Source organism: Ruegeria sp. YTSC230, assembly GCF_059609665.1.
This window is the reverse complement of sequence record NZ_JBXWMC010000007.1, coordinates 169,215-188,192: the sequence shown is the minus strand read 5'-3', so window position 1 is coordinate 188,192 and position 18,978 is coordinate 169,215. Positions and strand designations below refer to the sequence as shown.

Sequence of the window (18,978 nt, the reverse complement as noted above, 5' to 3'; positions counted from 1 at the left end):
TATTAACTGTGAATCGGTCCGTCGCCACAGGCCAACGCAGCCTCACGCACGGCTTCCGAATAAGTTGGGTGGGCGTGGCAGGTCAGGGCCAGATCCTCGGCCGAGGCGCCGAACTCCATCGCCACACAGACTTCATGAATCAGATCGCCGGCACCGGGGCCGATGATGTGGCAGCCCAGAATGCGGTCGGTTTCCTTGTCGGCCAGGATTTTGACAAACCCATCGGTCATTAAGTTCGCCTTGGCGCGGCCGTTGCCCATGAACATAAACTTGCCGACCTTATAGGCGCGGCCCTGTTCTTTCAGGGTCTCTTCGGTTTCGCCAACATTGGCGACCTCGGGCCAGGTGTAGATCACACCCGGGATGACGCCGTAGTTCACGTGCCCATGCTTGCCCGCAACCTGCTCGGCTGCGGCCATACCTTCATCTTCGGCCTTATGCGCAAGCATGGGGCCTTCTGTTACGTCACCGATGGCGTAAATGCCCGGCACGTTTGTCTGCCAATCGACCCCCACTTTGATCTGACCACGCGGTGTCATTTCAACACCCAACGCTTCCAGACCCAAACCATCCGAGTACGGTTTGCGTCCGGTGGCGACCAGTACTGTATCAGCCTCGATCACATGTTCGCTGTCATCCTTGCGCAGTTTGTAGGTCACCTTTGCCTTGGTCTTGGTGGCTTCGGCCTTTTGGACCGCCGCGCCCATGACAAATTTTAGGCCTTGTTTCTTGAGGATGCGCTGGAAGGTTTTCTGAACTTCGGGGTCCATACCAGGGGTGATCGCGTCGAGGAATTCAACCACAGTCACCTCCGCGCCTAGACGCTGATAGACCGAGCCCAGCTCCAGCCCGATCACGCCCGCGCCGATCACCACCAACTTCTTTGGCACCTTGTTCAGCGACAGAGCGCCGGTCGAAGTCACTACAACCTTTTCGTCAACGTCGACACCGGGCAGCGAGGACGGTTCGGACCCAGATGCGATAATTATGTTCTTGGCGGTGTGAATCTCGTCGCCCACTTTGACCTGACCTGCGGCAGGGATCGAGCCCCAGCCTTTCAACCAGTCGATCTTGTTTTTCTTGAACAGGAACTCGATACCCTTGGTATTGCCGTCGATCGTTTCCTGCTTGTAGCCCTGCATCTGTTTCCAATCGACCGAGGGGCTTTTGCCCTTCAGGCCCATCTTGGCAAAGTTATGCTCGGCCTCATGCAGTTGATGGCTGGCATGCAGCAGCGCCTTCGAGGGGATACAGCCCACGTTCAGGCACGTGCCGCCCAGAGTTTCACGCCCTTCGACGCAGGCAGTCTTCAGACCCAGCTGAGCGCAGCGGATGGCGCAAACATAGCCGCCGGGGCCTGATCCGATTACGATAACGTCATAATTTGCCATGTGTCAGGTCCTTATCGTTTACGGGGATGGCGGCAATTTCCTGCACGCCGGGGCGTTTCCCCATTACATTATCCATGCCAGCGACTGAATCAAAAGACAGCCGCCAACAACATTACGGTGTTGGCCAACAAGCCAACGATCCAAATCACGGTTCGCCAAGGCGTCCAGCCCATTGCGTAGGCTGGAACATATAGGATGCGGGCGATCAAATAGATCCAGCTACAGGCCGCAGTGAGCCCGTTCGACTGGCCCGAAACCGTCACGACAAGCGCCGCAATTGCGAACAGAACCAACCCTTCGGTGTGGTTGCTGAGGGCACGGTGCAGACGCCCCGAAACCCCCGGTTTGTCAAAAGGGATATCTCGCGGGCCAACCGCAAGACTAAGGTCAATCTTACCGTGCCCGGCAGCCAGGTAGACTACGAATTGTGCGACCCAAAGTAATGCGGCAAGGGTCAGGACGGTTAGTTCCGTGGTCATCCAGTGGTTCCCTTTGAGCAGTCGAAAGTCATCGCGTTACCCGTTCGTGCCGCGCCCCCAATGGGCAGGCGCAGCTTCATGCTTTCAGACAGGGTCCAGAACCTTGGTCTGGATATGTGCCACGCCACCACGTTCGTGGTGCATGGCCAGCTCTTCGGATTCGATGAAGCTCTGGGCCCGGTCGAGATCGGTGATCTCGAACAAGGCGACCGCGTGGTCCTTGCGATCAGGGTCTTTCCAGATATGGAGGTCGCGGATGCCCGCGGCCTCCCTCATCGGTTTGTCTTCTTCAAACACCTTCAGCCAGACATCAAAGTCGGCCACGTCGGCTTGCCAGAGTACATGTGTCGCCATGATTACAGATCCATCAGCAGACGGCGCGGGTCTTCCAGCGCCTCTTTCACACGTACAAGGAACGTCACCGCGCCCTTGCCGTCAACAATCCGGTGGTCATAGGACAGTGCCAGATACATCATCGGGCGGATCTTGATCTCACCATTGATGACCATCGGACGGTCCTGGATCTTGTGCATGCCAAGGATACCCGACTGCGGTGGGTTCAGGATCGGCGAAGACATCAGCGAGCCATAGACACCACCATTCGAGATGGTGAAGGTGCCGCCCTGCATCTCTGCCATGGACAACTTGCCGTCGCGGGCGCGCTTGCCCTTTTCGGCGATAGCCTTTTCGATATCCGCGAAGGACATGCTGTCGGCGTCGCGGATGACAGGAACAACCAGACCTTGCGGCGTACCGGCGGCAACGCCCATGTGCACGAAATTCTTGTAGACGATGTCCGTGCCATCGATCTCGGCGTTGACTTCCGGAACCTCTTTCAGCGCGTGACAGCATGCCTTGGTGAAGAAGGACATAAAGCCCAGTTTCACGCCGTGCTTTTTCAGGAACAGGTCTTTGTATTCATTGCGCAGGCCCATCACCTCGGTCATGTCCACCTCGTTGAAGGTGGTCAGGATTGCCGCAGTGTTCTGCGCATCCTTCAAACGCTTGGCGATGGTTTGGCGCAGGCGGGTCATGCGCACACGCTCTTCGCGGGCGGCATCCTGTGCTGCGACCGGTGCCCGAGGCGCTTGCGCCGGTGCCGGTGCTGCCGCCGTAGGTGCCGGGGCCGCAGCCGTAGCCGCTGCGCGGGCAACATCCTCTTTCATGATCCGCCCATCACGACCGGTGCCTGTGACCTGATCCGCGGACAAACCGGCCTCTGCCATAGCTTTTTCGGCGGATGGCGCGTTGGCGATGTCCTTGCCGGTGCTTGCTGCTGCAGCCGGGGTTGCCGCCGCAGCTGCCGGAGCAGCGACGGACCCTGCCGCTGCGCCGGAAATCACCGCCAGTTTGGCCGACGCCTCAACTGTTGCGCCTTCGGGGGCAACGATTTCTGCCAGAACACCCGCAGCCGGGGCCGGAACCTCGACCGAGACCTTGTCGGTTTCCAGCTCACACAGCATCTCGTCCTGTGCGACGCTGTCGCCGACCTGTTTGAACCATGTCGAAACGGTCGCTTCAGTCACGGACTCACCCAAGGTCGGCACCATGACGTCAACACTGCCGCCAGACGCCGCCGGAGCAGCCGCAGCCGCCGGGGCCGGTGCGGCTACCGGGGCAGGAGCTGCGCCTTCACCTGCAGCGATGGTGGCCAGCAGAGCGTCAACGCCAACGGTTTCACCTTCTGCGGCGACGATTTCGCCCATCACGCCAGCGGCAGGAGAAGGGACTTCGACGGTGACCTTGTCAGTCTCCAACTCACACAACATTTCATCAACCGCGACGGCGTCGCCGGGTTTCTTGAACCATGTCGCAACCGTGGCTTCGGTAACCGACTCGCCAAGCGTGGGAACTCGAACTTCAATGGACATCGATTATTTTCCTTCAATGCTCAGCGCTTCGTCGACCAGCGCTTCTTGTTGGGCTTTGTGTTGGCTGGCCAGACCCGTCGCGGGAGAAGCCGATGTGGAGCGGCCGACGTAACGCGGCCGCGTGTGCTTGGCGCCGATGCGGGTCAGAACCCATTCGATATTCGGTTCGATAAAGGTCCATGCACCCTGGTTCTTGGGTTCTTCCTGACACCAGATCATTTCGGCACCCTTAAAGCGCTCCAACTCATTAATCAGCGAATGAGCTGGGAAGGGATAGAACTGCTCAATCCGCATCAGGTAGACATCATCGATGCCGCGCGCATCGCGTTCTTCCAGCAGATCGTAGTAGACCTTGCCGGAACACATCACCACGCGTTTGACCTTGTCGTCCTTGACCAATTTGGTTTCCGAGTTTCCGTGCTGTGCATCGTCCCACAACACGCGATGGAAGCTTGAACCAGTGGTGAACTCTTCTGCTGTGCTGACCGCCAGCTTGTGGCGCAGTAACGATTTGGGCGTCACCAAGATCAGCGGCTTGCGGAAGGTCCGGTGCAGCTGACGGCGCAGGATGTGAAAGTAATTCGCAGGGGTCGTGCAGTTGGCCACGATCCAATTGTCCTGACCACACATCTGCAGGAACCGTTCCAGACGCGCTGACGAGTGTTCAGGCCCCTGACCTTCGAAGCCGTGTGGCAACAGGCACACCAGACCGGACATGCGCAGCCATTTGCTTTCGCCCGAGCTGATGAACTGGTCGAACATGATTTGCGCGCCGTTGGCAAAATCACCGAATTGCGCTTCCCACAGGGTCAGTGCATTTGGTTCCGCCAGTGAGAATCCATATTCAAAGCCCAGCACCGCATATTCGCTGAGCATCGAGTCGATCACATCGTATTTCGACTGGCCCTCACGTATGTTGTTCAGCGGGTAGTACCGTTCTTCAGTTTCCTGATGTATGAAACCCGAGTGACGCTGACTGAACGTCCCGCGCGTCGCATCCTGCCCTGAAAGGCGCACCGGATAGCCTTCGGTCAGCAGAGAGCCAAAGGCGAGGGCCTCACCAGTCGCCCAGTCAAACCCTTTGCCGCTTTCGAACATCTGTTTCTTTTGATCCAAAAGACGCGAGACGGTGCGGTGCACTGCGATATCGGCTGGTGTGTGGCTCAGCGCGTTGCCAATCTGCGCCAGCGTTTCCGGTTTAATTGCCGTGTCGCCGCGGACATATTCATCTTTGTTCTTGTCCAGATGCGACCAGCGTCCATCCAGCCAGTCAGCCTTGTTGGGCTTATAGTCTTTGCCCGCCTCGAACTCATCATTCAGATGCGCCTGGAAGGCGGCCTTCATATCCTCGATTTCGCCTTCGGGGATAAGGCCGTCTTTCACGAGACGCTCGGTGTACAGCGACAGCGTGGTCTTATGCGTCTTGATCTTCTTGTACATGATCGGGTTGGTGAACATGGGCTCATCGCCCTCGTTATGCCCGAACCGGCGATAGCAGAAGATGTCGATAACCACGTCCTTGTGGAACTTCTGCCGGAATTCGGTCGCAACCTTGGCGGCATGTGTTACAGCCTCGGGATCGTCGCCATTCACGTGGAAGATCGGTGCCTCAACCATCAGGGCGATATCGGTGGGGTAGGGGCTGGAGCGGCTGAAATGCGGCGCGGTGGTAAAGCCAATCTGGTTGTTCACCACGATATGCATCGTGCCGCCGGTCTTATGACCCTTAAGGCCGGACAGGCCAAAGCCTTCGGCGACAACACCTTGACCCGCAAAGGCGGCATCGCCGTGCAGCAGGATGCCCATAACCTTGGTCCGGTCTTCGTCACCCAACTGATCCTGTTTTGCGCGAACCTTGCCCAGAACAACCGGGTTCACAGCCTCAAGGTGGGAGGGGTTTGCAGTCAGCGACAGATGGACACTGTTGCCATTGAATTCACGGTCGCTGGACGCGCCGAGGTGGTATTTCACATCGCCGGAACCATCCACATCTTCGGGTTTGAAGCTGCCGCCCTGGAACTCGTTGAAGATCGCGCGATAAGGCTTGCGCATAACATTGGCCAGAATGTTCAGGCGACCCCGGTGAGGCATGCCGATGACGATGTCGCTGACACCCAGCGCACCGCCGCGCTTGATGATCTGCTCCATCGCGGGGATCAAGGCTTCGCCGCCGTCCAGGCCGAAACGTTTGGTGCCCATGTATTTAACGTGCAGGAACTTCTCGAAGCCCTCGGCCTCGACCATCTTGTTCAGGATCGCCTTGCGGCCTTCCTTGGTGAACTGAATTTCCTTGCCGTACCCCTCGATCCGTTCCTTCAGCCACGCGGCTTCTTCCGGATTTGAGATATGCATGTACTGCAGCGCGAATGTGCCGCAATAGGTCCGTTTCACGATCTCGACAATCTGGCGCATGCTGGCCATCTGCAAACCCAGCACGTTGTCGATAAAGATCGGGCGGTCCATGTCGGCTTCGGTGAAGCCATACGTCCTGGGGTCCAATTCCGGGTGGGTGCTGGCGGCGCGCATGCCCAACGGGTCCAGATTAGCAGCAAGATGGCCCCGGATACGATAAGCCCGGATCAGCATCAGCGCCCGCAGACTGTCCAGAACGGCGCGTTTGATTTGGTCTTCGCTGACCTGAACGCCCTTGGCCTCGGCCTTGTCCTTAATCTTGTCGCCTGCCGCCTTGGCGTCGATTTCGGCCCATTCGCCCGTCAACGCGCCAGTCAGGTCATCCGTCGGCATCGGAGGCCAGTCGGTCCGAGCCCAGGATGGCCCTTCGGCCTCGCGCTGGACGTCCGGCGTGGCGTCGCCCATCGCCCGGAAAAAATCGACCCAGGCCGCATCTACAGCGTTCGGGTCCTTGGCGTACTGGGCATAAAGCTGCTCCAGATATTCAGCATTATGCCCCTGCATAAAGCTAGAAGCATGAAAGGCAGAATTGGGCGTATGTTCGGTCATTGGGCTACCTCATGTGGGTTGGGACCGTATTGATTGGTGCCTGGTTGGCTGGGGCGGGTCAGCCACCACAGAACCAGGAGGGGCGACACAAACAAAACAAGCAGTGTCGGGATCACGACCAGCAACGTGGCGCGGGTGAATAGGATGTCCAGATTACCGCCATGCTGGAAACTGGAGGCAAGGCCGATGCCGAAGAACAGAACCGCCCCGGCACCGAGGATCAGCAGGATCGGTAGCAAGGCAAAAAGCCCACTGCGCCCGGTGTCATGCATCCGTCGCCACGCGACGGCCAGATGCGGGATGAACACGATCAAGCCCACGATGCTTTGCACCGGCTGGTTGGACGTTGCAGTGACTTGTTTGATTTCATCGGTCTGTGTCGTGGCGACCTGTGTGAAGAACTGCCAGTCGATGATCCCGGCGATGACGTTCCAGATCACGATGAACAGGAAAAAGAACCAGTACTCGGGCCGCGAGGCACGACCTGAGAAGGTGAAAAACTTGGAGAAACAAGTGCGCATGGCGTCGGAGAAGGTCATGGGGTCACTCCTAACTCGGGCGCTCCGAAACGATTGCTTTGCGGATCTGATGCTACAAGCATCATGCCAATAACGTTGGCGGCAATTAGCGCGCTTGAGATAAATCCAACAAGGAGCACAATTGCTACTAGCACCAAAGCGAATAACCCCAGAAAAAGGATTCCGAAACCGCTACTGGTTAGCAGCACCAACCCGAGCCAGTACATCATCTGATAACCGAGCCAGAGAGTAATCAGAGGCATGAAAGGATAGAATGCCTGACGACCCTCCTCCCCAGTGTCTTGTAACCGGCGGCTCATGGCCGATAGCAGAGGAACAGATGCTACCATTACTACAAACAGTTGCCAGATGCCCAAAATCTCGGCGTTCTGCCAGTTAAGTTGTGTAATCGCTAACATCGGAAAGACCAGCGCGACCGGCGCAAACCACCAGAATTCTGAGCGTGTGGCTCTGCCGGAATAAACCAAGGTTTTCCGCAGTCCGGTCGATATAGCCTGCACTGGTCCCATCAATATTGACCCAACCGGTGAGCATTGCCGGGCAGCGCCCGACCCGCCTCGTTTTGCCGAAGGCAAACCAATGTTTTGGTGGGCGGGCGCATTGCACCCACCCTCGGGCCGGGCGCTGCCCTCAGAACATATACCCGGCCCTCGGTCACTTACCCAATCGCTTCCAGAACAGCCTCACCCAGCTGGGCAGGGCTTTCGGCCACGACGATACCGGCCGAGCGCATGGCTTCGATCTTGTCTTCGGCACCGCCTTTGCCACCGGCGACGATCGCGCCTGCGTGGCCCATGCGGCGGCCCGGAGGAGCCGTGCGACCCGCAATAAAACCAGCGGTGGGTTTCGAGCGGCCCTTCTTGGCCTCATCTGCCAGGAACTGCGCGGCTTCTTCTTCGGCCGAGCCACCGATCTCACCGATCATGATGATCGAGTGGGTTTCGTCATCGGCCAGGAACCATTCCAGCACGTCGATATGCTCAGTCCCTTTGATCGGGTCGCCGCCGATGCCCACGCAGGTGGACTGACCCAGGCCTACGTCTGTTGTCTGTTTCACAGCTTCATAAGTAAGCGTACCCGAGCGGGAAACGACACCCACACTCCCGCGTTTGTGAATGTGGCCGGGCATGATGCCGATCTTGCAGGCATCGGGCGTGATCACACCGGGGCAGTTCGGGCCGATCAGGCGTGACTTGCTGCCCTCTAGAGCGCGCTTCACCTTCATCATGTCCAGAACCGGGATGCCTTCGGTGATGCAGACGATCACTTCCATCTCGGCATCAATCGCTTCGAGGATCGAGTCTGCCGCAAAGGGCGGGGGCACATAGATCACGCTGGCGTTGGCTTCGGTCACATGCTTGGCCTCGTGGACCGAGTTGAATACGGGCAGGTCAAGATGGGTCATCCCGCCTTTGCCGGGGGTCACGCCGCCAACCATCTTGGTGCCATAAGCAATGGCCTGTTCGCTGTGGAATGTGCCCTGTGAGCCGGTAAAGCCCTGACAGATCACTTTGGTATTTTCGTCGATGAGGACTGCCATTTGGCATTCTCCTGTTTTAAGCGGGCCTGAGCCTGCCTGAATTCGTCGGAAAGGTGGGCAAATCCCACCCCACGGAATTGGGATTAGCCTTTGACGGCCTTCACGATCTTCTCGGCACCGTCTTTCAGGTTGTCCGCCGCGATCACGTCCAGGCCAGAGGTGTTGATGATCTCTTTGCCCTTCTCGACATTCGTGCCTTCAAGACGCACAACCAGCGGAACTTTGAGGCCGACTTCTTTCACCGCGGCGACAACGCCCTCGGCAATCACGTCACAGCGCATGATGCCGCCGAAGATGTTGACCAGAATGCCTTTGACCTGCGGGTCCGAGGTGATGATCTTGAACGCTTCGGTCACTTTCTCTTTGGTGGCACCACCACCAACGTCGAGGAAGTTGGCAGGCTCGGCGCCATACAACTTAATAATGTCCATTGTCGCCATCGCCAGACCGGCACCGTTCACCATACAGCCGATCTCACCATCCAGCGCGATGTAGTTCAGGTCGTACTTAGAGGCTTCAAGTTCCTTGGGGTCTTCCTCGGTCGTGTCGCGCAGCTCGGCGATATCGGGGTGGCGGTAAACCGCGTTACCGTCAAAGCCGACCTTGGCGTCCAGCACCTTGAGGTCGCCCTTGTCGGACACGATCAGCGGGTTGATTTCCAGCATCTCCATGTCCTTCTCGATGAAGGCGGCGTACAGCTGGCTCATCAGTTTGACGCACTGTTTGACCTGCGCACCCTCCAGGCCCAGCGAGAAGGCGATGCGGCGGCCATGATAGGGCTGATAGCCTGTTGCCGGATCGACCGAGAAGGACAGGATTTTCTCGGGCGTTGCCGCGGCAACCTCTTCGATGTCCATGCCACCTTCGGTCGAACACACGAATGAGATGCGGCTGGTCTGGCGATCCACCAGCAGGGCAAGGTACAGTTCACGCTCGATGCCGGAACCGGCTTCGATGTAGATGCGGTTGACTTGCTTGCCCGCAGGGCCGGTTTGATGCGTGACCAGCGTTCGGCCCAGCATCTTCTTGGCTTCCTCGGATGCTTCTTCCACCGACTTGGTCAGACGAACACCGCCTTTTTCACCGGCATCAGCCTCTTTGAAGGAGCCCTTGCCACGGCCACCCGCGTGGATCTGTGCTTTGACAACCCAGAGCGGGCCATCCAGCTCACCGGCTGCGGTTTTGGCTTCCTCAGCGCGCAGAACCGCGCGACCTTCGGAGACCGGAGCGCCATAGCTGCGAAGAAGCGCTTTGGCCTGATATTCGTGAATGTTCATCGAAACTGTCCTGTCTGACTGCGTTACACCGTTATAGGGGTGTCTAGGGGGCAAGTTTAAAGGGTTTTTTGACAGGGGAGCAGTTTTTCACGAAGATTTTCATTATTTGTGATCACGGTTTTTTTGGGTGTGATCACAAAATGCAATGAAGGTTGCCCGTTTGATTCGTCGTCGTTGACGGCCTTTAGAATAAAGAGAGAATTCAGCTAGCGCTAAACCTAGCCGGTCCGCCGAGATGGCGGATTCAAACGATTACATGGCATCTGTGCCGGGGAAATGTCGATTCAATGGCGCCGCAATCGTTCAAAGAAAAACCCGGCTCACCAAAGGTAAACCGGGTTCTGAATTACCGCTCAAGAGGGATCAGGCCAGCGAGCTGTCGATGCCCTTGCAAGCTTCGATCAGGCCTTTGACGGCGTTGACCGAATTGTCGAACCCGGCCTGTTCGTCTTCGTTCAGCTTGATGTCGACGATCCGTTCGACGCCACCGGCACCGATCACGGTAGGTACGCCTACATAGAGACCGTCAACTCCCAGCTCGCCGCTGCAGTATGCGGCGCAAGGCAGTACGCGCTTCTGGTCTTTCAGATAGGCTTCGGCCATTTCGATCGCCGAAGTGGCAGGCGCGTAGTAAGCCGAGCCAGTTTTCAGCAGGCCAACGATTTCGGCACCGCCATCACGGGTACGCTGAACGATGGCGTCCAACTTATCCTGCGTGGTCCAGCCCATCTCGACCAGATCGGGCAGGGGGATACCGGCAACGGTCGAATAACGCACCGACGGCACCATTGTGTCGCCGTGGCCGCCCAGAACAAACGCGGTGACGTCGCGCATCGAGACGTTGAACTCTTCCGACAGGAAGTGCGCGAAACGGGCCGAGTCCAGAACGCCAGCCATGCCGCAGACTTTGTTGTGCGGCAGGCCCGAGAACTCACGCAGAGCCCAGACCATCGCGTCCAGCGGGTTGGTGATGCAGATCACGAACGCGTCGGGCGCGTGGGCTGCAATGCCTTCGCCAACCGACTTCATGACTTTCAGGTTAATGCCCAACAAGTCATCGCGGCTCATGCCGGGTTTGCGGGCGACGCCAGCGGTGACGATGCAGACGTCTGCGCCTGCGATATCGGCATAATCGCTGGTGCCGGACATGGCTGCGTCGAACCCTTCCGAAGGGCCGGATTCAGCGATGTCGAGCGCTTTGCCTTGCGGCAGCCCGTCTGCGATGTCGAACAGGACTACGTCACCCAGTTCTTTGACAGCTGCGAGGTGCGCAAGCGTGCCGCCGATGTTCCCAGCGCCGATAAGCGCAATCTTGGGTCTGGCCATTTGGAAAATCTCCGGTCGGAATTGAAATCGCGGCTGTGCTAGTCGCTAAATGGCTTTCGCGCAAGTGTTCAGCGGCGCGGCATGCAACCGCATACCGTTTGCACTGCCTGTGCTGATTGCGCTAAACGGCCAAGGATACAGGCCGAAACCGGGGCGCTGCATGTTCGAATTGAACCTGATGTTTTTTGTTGTAGCGATCCCGGCTGTGATCTTTGCGGGTATTTCGAAGGGTGGCTTTGGCTCGGGCGTGGCCTTTGCGTCCTCATCGATTCTGGCGTTGATATTGGAGCCGGGGCAGGCACTGGCGCTGATGCTGCCGATTTTGATGGTGATCGACGTTGCAACTCTTGGGCCCTATTGGAAACGCTGGAGCTGGCCGGATTCGCGCCTGTTGATCCTTGGGGCCGTGCCTGGCGTGGCGTTGGGCGCATGGCTTTATCGCGCCACCGATGATGATCTGCTGCGCCTACTGATCGGGGGGATTTCCATTGGTTTTGTCGTTTGGCACGTCAGTCAATCCAAAGGCTGGGTGCGCGGCTTTACAAACAGACTGCCTGCCCCCGCCGGACTGTTCGCTGGACTGGTTGCTGGCTTCACCAGCTTTGTCAGCCATGCGGGCGGCCCGCCAGCCGCCGTTTACCTGCTGTCGCAACGCCTGTCGAAGACCGAGTTTCAGGCCAGCACTGTATTGGCCTTCTGGGTCATCAACATCACGAAATTTGTGCCTTACGCCTATCTTGGCCTTTTCACTTGGCACACCGCGTGGGCCGATCTGCTTTTGACACCATTTGCGATTCTTGGTGCCTGGCTGGGCGTCCGGGCGCATTTCATGCTGTCCGAGCGCCTGTTCTTTGGCATCGCCTATGTGCTGCTGACGCTCACGGGCAGTAAACTGATCTGGGACGCTTTGACCTGATCAGACGTTGGGCGGCAGGGCATCGGCGATCATTTCATAAGCCTGACCCGAGGCAACAAGGCAGGTCATTCCATCCGGCAATGTCACGGTGATCGTCCAGCTGCCGCTTTGGTCCGACGCATAGAGCTCCATCACCGCGCCTTGACGCGCGATGCCGATCCCCTGGCGCGTTTCGCCGTAAGTTTCGGTCAGCCGTTTTATCACCTCGTCACGTGGTGCGCAGTTGCGGGCGTGGGCCTGTTGCGCAGCCAGAACCATGATTCCGAGGCCCATCGTCATCTTCAGCAGTGTCTTGTGCATCTTTGACCCTTTTCGATTTCTTTTGCCGGTCAGGGTGCCGCCGTTGGACCGAAATCCGGTTAAAGGAACGCACGTTGCGTCGCAAATGCTGCGATGCGGCGATTTTGCGCTTGAACTTTCCGACAAAAAATGCCCCATTCCGCGCAACTTTATTTCTTCGGGAGAAGCCAATGGACTCGCGCCAGCGCCCCTATCGCTCTGTTCTCTATATCCCTGGTTCAAAAGACCGGGCGTTGGACAAGGCACGCACTTTGCCTGTGGACGCGATCATTTTTGATCTTGAAGACGCGGTGTCTGCCGATGAGAAGGGCAATGCGCGCGAAACGCTTAAGGCGGCTCTGGCCGCGGGCGGCTATGGCGAACGGGTCAAGATCGTGCGCATCAACGGTCTGGATACCGAATGGGGCCGTGCCGACGCCGAGGCCGTGCGCGAGATGGATGCTGATGTGGTCCTGCTGCCCAAAGTGAATTCAGCTGCGGACGTGGACGCATTGGCCGCGATTACCGGTGACCTGCCAATCTGGGCGATGATGGAAACCCCGCGCGGGATGCTCAATGCGGCCGAGATTGCCGCCCATCCGCTGATGGCGGGGTTTGTCATGGGTACAAATGATTTGGCGAAGGAGCTGCAAACCCGCTTCCGTCCGGATCGCCTGCCCTTGATGACTTCGCTGGGCCTGTGCCTGCTAGCCGCCAAGGCCGAAGGGCTGATCGTTGTGGATGGTGTCTACAACGCATTCAAGGACGCCGAAGGTCTGGCCGCCGAATGTGCGCAAGGCCGCGACATGGGTTTTGACGGTAAAACACTGATCCATCCCGCGCAGGTCGATGTTACCAACGCAGCCTATGCCCCGTCGGAGACTGAGATCGATCTGGCCCGTCGCCAGATTGCCGCTTTCGAAGAGGTTGAGGCGCAAGGACAGGGCGTTGCCGTTGTCGACGGCAAGATCGTTGAAAATCTGCACGTTGTAACTGCCCGCGAAACTCTGGCAAAAGCGGAGGCAATTATAGCTTTGCAAGCGGGGTAAGCCAGCATGGGCTTTGTTCTTCTGATTCTCGGTGTGGCACTTTGGTGGGCTGCACATCTGTTCAAACGCGTGATGCCAGAGCGTCGCGCTGCGATGGGCGACGCCGGCAAGGGCGCGGTCGCGCTGGCCTTGGTGGCGTCGATCTTGCTGATGATCTTCGGCTATCGCATGACCGACTTCATCTATGTCTGGGCCCCGCCTGCCTTCATGATTCACATCAACAACCTTCTGGTGTTGATCGCGATCTTCATGTTGAGCCCAGCCGGAACCAAAGGGCGGATTCTGAATAGGTTTCGCCACCCGATGCTGGGCGGGTTCAAGCTGTGGGCTTTCGCGCATTTGCTGGTGAATGGGGATCTGGCCTCGATCATCCTGTTCGGCGGGTTGTTGGCTTGGGCTGTGGTCGAAGTGATCGTGATCAACAAGTCGCAGCCTGACTGGACCCCCGGTGAACCCGGAACCTATGGGAAGGACGCGATGTTCTTTGTGGCCTCGATCGTCCTGCTGGGTGTCATCGGTTACATTCACGGGCTGGTCGGCCCGTCGCCGTTCCCCTCGTAAGGATCTGACATTATGACAAAACTCTACCGTTTGTTGACCGAAGAAGACACATCGGCCTTTTGTCACAAAGTGTCAGATGCTTTGGCAAAAGGCTGGGATTTGTATGGCGACCCGTCCTATGCCTATGACGAAAACAGCCGCATGATGCGTTGCGCACAGGCCGTGACCAAAGAGGTCGAGGCCGACTATTCACCTGACATGAAACTGGGACAGCAATAATGGCAAAAACCAATCCGGGCCGCTTTTTTGAGGACTATTCCATTGGTCAGGTGTTGCACCATGCCGTGCCGCGCACGGTGACCAATGGCGAGCGGGCGCTGTACCACGCGCTCTATCCGGCGCGGCATGCGCTGTATTCCTCGGACGAGTTCGCCCGGAATTGTGGTCTGCCGCAAAGCCCGATTGATGATCTTGCTGCATTCCACGTCGTGTTTGGCAAGACTGTCCCTGATGTGTCGCTGAATGCGGTCGCCAATCTAGGGTATGCTGAAGGGCGCTGGCTTAAGCCGGTCTATCCCGACGATACCTTGCGTTCGGAATCCGAGGTTATTGGTCTCAAACAGAACTCGAACGGCAAGACCGGTGTTGTCTGGGTGCGCACGCGCGGTCTGAACCAGCGCGATGAGGTTGTCATCGAATACGTGCGTTGGGTCATGGTGCGGAAATCGGATCTGGATGCGCCCGCGCCCGAGACTTTGGTGCCTGAACTGAAAAAGGCGCTGGACGCGAAGGATCTGATCGCGCCCGAGGGCCTTGATTTCTCTCAGTACGATTTTGCTCAGGCTGGTGAGGCGCATCGCTGGGGCGACTATGAGATTGGCGAGAAAATCGATCACGTCGATGGCGTCACGATCGAAGAGGCCGAGCATATGCTGGCCACTCGCCTGTGGCAGAACACCGCCAAGGTGCATTTCGATCTGACCTTCCGCCCCGAAGGGCGGCTGATCTATGGCGGACACGTGATTTCCATGGCGCGGACCCTGTCGTTCAACGGGCTGGCTAATGCACAGATGATCGTTGGCCTGAACGGTGGCGCGCATGCGAACCCCTGCTTTGCCGGCGATACGATCAAGGCCTGGTCCGAAGTTCTGGACAAGGCGGAAACTGCCATTCCGGGCGTCGGCGCCGTGCGCCTACGGTTGGTCGCAACCAAGGGCGGCGAGCCGTTTGAGTTGAAAAACGAAGACGGTCGTTATCTGCCCAATGTTCTGCTTGATCTGGATTACTGGGCTTTGATGCCGATCTGATACTCGTGGTGACATTCATTTGATCGCAGCCAGCGCCAATCGTGTTAGGCTGCGGTCATGACCTTGCTTCGCACAATAGCTGCCTGCGTCTGTCTGACGCCACCTGCATATGCTTGCGATTTGGCATTGGCACTCGCTGTAGACGTCTCGGGGTCGGTCGATTCGACTGAGTATCGAATACAAATGGATGGCCTAGCAGCCGGTTTGCGTGACCCGATCGTGTCCGAGGCATTGGTGCGCGGGAAAGCCCGCGTGATGCTGGTGCAGTGGACAGGGTCCTCTCGTCAGATGGTCACTGTTCCGTGGACACATATCGACAGTTTCGAGGCAATTGATCAGTTTGCTGTAAAAGTGGCCAACGATCCCAGGGTCTGGCGCAACTTTTCCACCGCAATTGGCGAGGCGCTGGAATCGACCATGTCCTATTTCGATACGGTGTCGGATTGCAAACGCCACCTGATCGATATCTCTGGCGATGGGGTGTCGAACGAGGGGATTGAACCATCGGACGTCCACAGAATTCTGCGGACACGCGGTGTGACGGTGAACGCGATTGCAATCGAAGAAAGCGAACCGGATCTGACCGCGTATTTCTTTGAAAATGTGATCGTGGGCGAGGGGGCGTTTGTCGTCTCAGCCTCAGGGTTTGCAGACTATCCCGAGCGGATTCGTAAGAAACTGCTGCGCGAGGTGACCCAGCAAACCGCTGATTTGAAATAGCCGCACAACAGAATCGAATCTGCAGGCGCTAACATCGTGATGGATGGAAAACAATTTGTGATCACGAGCTTATTTTGTGTGATCACATAATGCAAATATCCGTCATTTTGCGCCAATTGTGAACTTTTTTGCATCTGCAGCACGTGACAGAACCGCAAAAAACAGTAAAACCTTCGGAAGCCAACCGTAAAGGAGCCAACATGGCCGATGTAAATCGGGGCAACCGCCCTCTTTCACCTCACCTCACGATCTACCGCCCCCAACTGACTTCGATGACATCGATCCTTGTGCGCATCACGGGTATTGCGTCGCTAGCGATCGCATTCTTTGTCGTCTGGTGGTTCCTGGCGGCGGCAACATCCGAAACGGCATTCAACTTCATCGATGGGCTGATGAGAAGCTGGCTAGGTGATCTGGTGATGTTCGCTGCGACCTGGGCGATCTTCTATCACATGCTGGGTCGTCTGCGTCACGTGATCTGGGATCTGGGGTATTGCGTAGATGTCGGTATCTCCGAAAAGATGGGGATCGGCATGCTGGTGTTGGCCACCATCCTCGCCTTCATCACGGCAATTGCGGTTTAAGGAGATTGGCCATGAATTACCTCACTGACCGCAAACGCGCGCAGGGTACCGGTGCCGGAGGCGAAGGTACACATCATCACTGGCAGATGATGGTCAGCTCGGCCGCTCTGGTCGTTCTGGTGCCACTTTTCGTTTTTGTCTTCGCAAGCGGCTTGGGCAGATCATACGAAGAGGTTCTGACCTACTACAGCCGCCCATTCCCGGCGATTGTAACTGGCCTGACTTTGGTCGTCGTAATCATCCATCTGGTACGTGAGACGCAGGTTGCGATCGAAGACTATGTCCATGGTGTCGCAGAAAAGCTGAGCCTCATGGCCGTCGCGGCGTTTGGCTACACATTGATAGCTGCCGGGCTGTTTGCCCTGATCAAGCTGGCTCTGTGAAACGCGCGGTAAGGAATTAACAAAATGACAGCTGCATACGAATACGAAACACACGAATATGACGTGGTTGTTGTCGGCGCTGGCGGCGCTGGTCTGCGCGCCACGCTGGGCATGGCAGAACAAGGTCTGCGCACGGCATGTGTCACGAAGGTGTTTCCGACACGCTCGCACACGGTTGCCGCGCAGGGCGGGATCGCCGCATCTCTGTCCAATATGGGACCGGACCACTGGCAGTGGCACATGTACGACACCGTTAAAGGCTCGGACTGGCTGGGTGACACCGATGCAATGGAATACCTTGCGCGTGAGGCACCCAAGGCCGTGTATGAGCTGGAACACTACGGTGTTCCGTTCAGCCGTACTGAAGAGGGCAAGATCTACCAACGCCCGTTCGGTGGTCACACCACCGAATTCGGCGAAGGTCCTGCCGTGCAGCGGACCTGTGCTGCTGCGGACCGGACCGGTCACGCGATCCTGCACACGCTCTATGGTCAAAGCCTCAAGAACAACGCCGAGTTCTATATCGAATACTTCGCCATCGACCTGATCATGTCCGAAGACGGGCAGTGTCAGGGTGTCGTCTGCTGGAAGTTGGACGACGGCACGATGCACGTCTTCAACGCCAAGATGGTTGTTCTGGCAACCGGCGGCTATGGCCGCGCCTATTTCAGCGCAACATCGGCCCATACCTGCACCGGCGATGGTGGTGGCATGGTGGCCCGCGCGGGTCTGGCCCTGCAGGATATGGAATTCGTTCAATTCCACCCGACCGGCATCTACGGCTCTGGCTGCCTGATCACCGAAGGCGCGCGTGGTGAGGGCGGTTACCTAACCAACTCCGAAGGCGAACGGTTCATGGAGCGTTATGCGCCCCAGTACAAGGACCTCGCACCTCGCGATTACGTCTCGCGGTCGATGACAATGGAGATCCGCGAAGGTCGTGGCCATGGTGACGGTGGCGACCACATTCACCTGAACCTAAGCCACCTGCCGTCCGAAGCGCTGGCAGAGCGCCTACCAGGTATTTCGGAGTCGGCGCGGGTTTTTGCGGGCGTAGACGTCACCAAGGAACCGATCCCGGTTCTGCCGACTGTGCATTACAACATGGGCGGCATTCCGACCAACTATTGGGGTGAGGTTCTGAACCCGACCGCTGACAACCCGACGGGCGTTGTCCCCGGCTTGATGGCTGTCGGTGAAGCAGGCTGTGCCTCGGTCCACGGGGCGAACCGTTTGGGCTCGAACTCACTGATCGACCTCGTAGTGTTTGGCCGCGCTGCCGCAATCAAAGCGGGCAAGGTTGTGGATGCCGAGGCACCGAACCCGGTGCTGAATCAGGCGTCCGTCGATAAGGCGTTCGACCGTTTCGACGCGGTACGCAATGCCAGCGGTGCAATCGCTACGGCCGATCTGCGTCTTGAGATGCAGAAGACCATGCAGGAAGACGCAGCGGTCTTCCGCACAGCAAAAACCATGGCCGAGGGCGTCGACAAGATGACGGCGATCGCCGCCAAGATGGACGACCTGAAAGTCAGCGACCGCTCGCTGGTCTGGAACAGCGACCTGATGGAAACGCTGGAGCTGACCAACCTGATGCCAAGCGCCTTGGCGACCATCGTCGGCGCTGAGGCGCGCAAAGAATCCCGCGGCGCACACGCGCATGAAGATTTCACAGAGCGTGATGATGAGAACTGGCGTGTTCACACAGTGTCGCGTGTTGATGGCAACAAAGTCGATCTCAGCTATCGCCCGGTCATTGCCGATCCGCTGACAACCGAAGCCGAAGGCGGCATCAGCCTGCAGAAAATCGCGCCCAAAGCGCGGACGTTCTGATGTCGTAAAACCTAAAGACGCG

20 protein-coding genes are annotated in these 18,978 nt (G+C 57.9%); 9 read left to right on the top strand and 11 right to left on the bottom strand.

Annotated elements, in window-relative coordinates:
* Nucleotides 1-2: 2 nt before the first annotated feature.
* The 10 genes from lpdA to mdh form a co-directional block, all read right to left on the bottom strand.
* Complete coding sequence (gene lpdA / locus AC2FD9_RS15445) at nt 3-1,391, bottom strand: dihydrolipoyl dehydrogenase (RefSeq protein WP_496837685.1); 1,389 nt, start codon at nt 1,389-1,391, stop codon at nt 3-5.
* Nucleotides 1,392-1,480: 89 nt separating this feature from the next.
* A complete protein-coding gene (locus AC2FD9_RS15440; RefSeq protein ID WP_496837684.1) occupies nt 1,481-1,870 on the bottom strand; it encodes an MAPEG family protein in 390 nt (129 codons plus the stop codon).
* Nucleotides 1,871-1,954: 84 nt separating this feature from the next.
* Nucleotides 1,955-2,224 carry a hypothetical protein gene (locus AC2FD9_RS15435; RefSeq protein WP_058273540.1) on the bottom strand — a complete coding sequence of 90 codons (270 nt, stop codon included), beginning with the start codon at nt 2,222-2,224 and terminating at the stop codon, nt 1,955-1,957.
* Nucleotides 2,225-2,226: 2 nt separating this feature from the next.
* Complete coding sequence (gene odhB / locus AC2FD9_RS15430; protein WP_109312907.1) at nt 2,227-3,741, bottom strand: 2-oxoglutarate dehydrogenase complex dihydrolipoyllysine-residue succinyltransferase; 1,515 nt, start codon at nt 3,739-3,741, stop codon at nt 2,227-2,229.
* A 3-nt stretch (nt 3,742-3,744) separates the two neighbouring features.
* Nucleotides 3,745-6,702 (bottom strand): 2-oxoglutarate dehydrogenase E1 component, encoded by a 2,958-nt coding sequence (locus AC2FD9_RS15425; RefSeq protein ID WP_058278793.1) that lies wholly within the window; start codon nt 6,700-6,702, stop codon nt 3,745-3,747.
* Entirely contained in the window at nt 6,699-7,241 is a 543-nt protein-coding gene (locus AC2FD9_RS15420) for a DUF805 domain-containing protein (RefSeq protein WP_282120106.1), read from the bottom strand. Before AC2FD9_RS15420 ends, AC2FD9_RS15425 begins: the two co-directional genes overlap by 4 nt.
* Nucleotides 7,238-7,750: a DUF805 domain-containing protein gene (locus AC2FD9_RS15415; protein ID WP_282120107.1), complete on the bottom strand. Its 513-nt coding sequence runs from the start codon at nt 7,748-7,750 to the stop codon at nt 7,238-7,240. Before AC2FD9_RS15415 ends, AC2FD9_RS15420 begins: the two co-directional genes overlap by 4 nt.
* 149 nt (nt 7,751-7,899) lie before the next feature.
* The gene (sucD, locus tag AC2FD9_RS15410; RefSeq protein ID WP_058273535.1) at nt 7,900-8,781 is read right to left on the bottom strand and encodes a succinate--CoA ligase subunit alpha; all 882 of its coding nucleotides are present in this window, start codon (nt 8,779-8,781) and stop codon (nt 7,900-7,902) included.
* Between the two features lie 83 nt (nt 8,782-8,864).
* On the bottom strand, nt 8,865-10,058 hold the full coding sequence (gene sucC, locus AC2FD9_RS15405) for an ADP-forming succinate--CoA ligase subunit beta (protein ID WP_496837291.1): 1,194 nt from the start codon (nt 10,056-10,058) through the stop codon (nt 8,865-8,867).
* A gap of 363 nt (nt 10,059-10,421) precedes the next feature.
* Nucleotides 10,422-11,384, bottom strand: a complete 963-nt coding sequence (gene mdh / locus AC2FD9_RS15400) for a malate dehydrogenase (protein WP_058273532.1) — start codon at nt 11,382-11,384, stop codon at nt 10,422-10,424.
* Nucleotides 11,385-11,544: 160 nt separating this feature from the next.
* Between mdh and AC2FD9_RS15395 the strand changes: the two genes are divergently transcribed.
* The gene (locus tag AC2FD9_RS15395; protein WP_058273684.1) at nt 11,545-12,300 is read left to right on the top strand and encodes a sulfite exporter TauE/SafE family protein; all 756 of its coding nucleotides are present in this window, start codon (nt 11,545-11,547) and stop codon (nt 12,298-12,300) included.
* Here the strand turns inward: AC2FD9_RS15395 and AC2FD9_RS15390 are convergent, their stop codons facing one another.
* Nucleotides 12,301-12,600 (bottom strand): hypothetical protein, encoded by a 300-nt coding sequence (locus AC2FD9_RS15390; protein ID WP_282120109.1) that lies wholly within the window; start codon nt 12,598-12,600, stop codon nt 12,301-12,303. It abuts the gene before it with no gap.
* Between the two features lie 170 nt (nt 12,601-12,770).
* Between AC2FD9_RS15390 and AC2FD9_RS15385 the strand changes: the two genes are divergently transcribed.
* From AC2FD9_RS15385 to sdhA, 8 genes are all read left to right on the top strand, one after another.
* Nucleotides 12,771-13,628 carry an HpcH/HpaI aldolase/citrate lyase family protein gene (locus AC2FD9_RS15385; RefSeq protein ID WP_496837682.1) on the top strand — a complete coding sequence of 286 codons (858 nt, stop codon included), beginning with the start codon at nt 12,771-12,773 and terminating at the stop codon, nt 13,626-13,628.
* 6 nt (nt 13,629-13,634) lie between these two features.
* On the top strand, nt 13,635-14,189 hold the full coding sequence (locus tag AC2FD9_RS15380) for an NnrU family protein (protein ID WP_496837680.1): 555 nt from the start codon (nt 13,635-13,637) through the stop codon (nt 14,187-14,189).
* A gap of 12 nt (nt 14,190-14,201) precedes the next feature.
* Complete coding sequence (locus AC2FD9_RS15375; protein ID WP_496722954.1) at nt 14,202-14,408, top strand: DUF1737 domain-containing protein; 207 nt, start codon at nt 14,202-14,204, stop codon at nt 14,406-14,408.
* Nucleotides 14,408-15,436, top strand: coding sequence for a MaoC family dehydratase (locus AC2FD9_RS15370; protein WP_496837678.1), 1,029 nt, complete (start codon nt 14,408-14,410; stop codon nt 15,434-15,436). The genes AC2FD9_RS15375 and AC2FD9_RS15370 overlap by 1 nt, the downstream gene beginning before the upstream one ends.
* A 57-nt stretch (nt 15,437-15,493) precedes the next feature.
* The gene (locus AC2FD9_RS15365; RefSeq protein ID WP_496756433.1) at nt 15,494-16,156 is read left to right on the top strand and encodes a DUF1194 domain-containing protein; all 663 of its coding nucleotides are present in this window, start codon (nt 15,494-15,496) and stop codon (nt 16,154-16,156) included.
* A 200-nt stretch (nt 16,157-16,356) separates the two neighbouring features.
* On the top strand, nt 16,357-16,740 hold the full coding sequence (gene sdhC / locus AC2FD9_RS15360; RefSeq protein WP_058278905.1) for a succinate dehydrogenase, cytochrome b556 subunit: 384 nt from the start codon (nt 16,357-16,359) through the stop codon (nt 16,738-16,740).
* An 11-nt stretch (nt 16,741-16,751) separates the two neighbouring features.
* Nucleotides 16,752-17,123 (top strand): succinate dehydrogenase, hydrophobic membrane anchor protein, encoded by a 372-nt coding sequence (sdhD, locus tag AC2FD9_RS15355; protein ID WP_170562777.1) that lies wholly within the window; start codon nt 16,752-16,754, stop codon nt 17,121-17,123.
* Between the two features lie 24 nt (nt 17,124-17,147).
* Nucleotides 17,148-18,956, top strand: a complete 1,809-nt coding sequence (sdhA, locus tag AC2FD9_RS15350) for a succinate dehydrogenase flavoprotein subunit (RefSeq protein ID WP_496837676.1) — start codon at nt 17,148-17,150, stop codon at nt 18,954-18,956.
* The last annotated feature ends 22 nt before the right edge of the window (nt 18,957-18,978 follow it).

Coding starts and splice junctions, on each gene's coding strand:
- sucD (WP_058273535.1), bottom strand. CDS start 8,781: ATGGCAGTCCTCATCGACGAAAATACCAAAGTGATCTGTCAGGGCTTT.
- AC2FD9_RS15415 (WP_282120107.1), bottom strand. CDS start 7,750: ATGGGACCAGTGCAGGCTATATCGACCGGACTGCGGAAAACCTTGGTT.
- AC2FD9_RS15395 (WP_058273684.1), top strand. CDS start 11,545: ATGTTCGAATTGAACCTGATGTTTTTTGTTGTAGCGATCCCGGCTGTG.
- AC2FD9_RS15370 (WP_496837678.1), top strand. CDS start 14,408: ATGGCAAAAACCAATCCGGGCCGCTTTTTTGAGGACTATTCCATTGGT.
- AC2FD9_RS15390 (WP_282120109.1), bottom strand. CDS start 12,600: ATGCACAAGACACTGCTGAAGATGACGATGGGCCTCGGAATCATGGTT.
- AC2FD9_RS15440 (WP_496837684.1), bottom strand. CDS start 1,870: ATGACCACGGAACTAACCGTCCTGACCCTTGCCGCATTACTTTGGGTC.
- sdhC (WP_058278905.1), top strand. CDS start 16,357: ATGGCCGATGTAAATCGGGGCAACCGCCCTCTTTCACCTCACCTCACG.
- AC2FD9_RS15435 (WP_058273540.1), bottom strand. CDS start 2,224: ATGGCGACACATGTACTCTGGCAAGCCGACGTGGCCGACTTTGATGTC.
- AC2FD9_RS15385 (WP_496837682.1), top strand. CDS start 12,771: ATGGACTCGCGCCAGCGCCCCTATCGCTCTGTTCTCTATATCCCTGGT.
- AC2FD9_RS15420 (WP_282120106.1), bottom strand. CDS start 7,241: ATGACCTTCTCCGACGCCATGCGCACTTGTTTCTCCAAGTTTTTCACC.
- lpdA (WP_496837685.1), bottom strand. CDS start 1,391: ATGGCAAATTATGACGTTATCGTAATCGGATCAGGCCCCGGCGGCTAT.
- sdhD (WP_170562777.1), top strand. CDS start 16,752: ATGAATTACCTCACTGACCGCAAACGCGCGCAGGGTACCGGTGCCGGA.
- sucC (WP_496837291.1), bottom strand. CDS start 10,058: ATGAACATTCACGAATATCAGGCCAAAGCGCTTCTTCGCAGCTATGGC.
- sdhA (WP_496837676.1), top strand. CDS start 17,148: ATGACAGCTGCATACGAATACGAAACACACGAATATGACGTGGTTGTT.
- AC2FD9_RS15375 (WP_496722954.1), top strand. CDS start 14,202: ATGACAAAACTCTACCGTTTGTTGACCGAAGAAGACACATCGGCCTTT.
- odhB (WP_109312907.1), bottom strand. CDS start 3,741: ATGTCCATTGAAGTTCGAGTTCCCACGCTTGGCGAGTCGGTTACCGAA.
- mdh (WP_058273532.1), bottom strand. CDS start 11,384: ATGGCCAGACCCAAGATTGCGCTTATCGGCGCTGGGAACATCGGCGGC.
- AC2FD9_RS15365 (WP_496756433.1), top strand. CDS start 15,494: ATGACCTTGCTTCGCACAATAGCTGCCTGCGTCTGTCTGACGCCACCT.
- AC2FD9_RS15425 (WP_058278793.1), bottom strand. CDS start 6,702: ATGACCGAACATACGCCCAATTCTGCCTTTCATGCTTCTAGCTTTATG.
- AC2FD9_RS15380 (WP_496837680.1), top strand. CDS start 13,635: ATGGGCTTTGTTCTTCTGATTCTCGGTGTGGCACTTTGGTGGGCTGCA.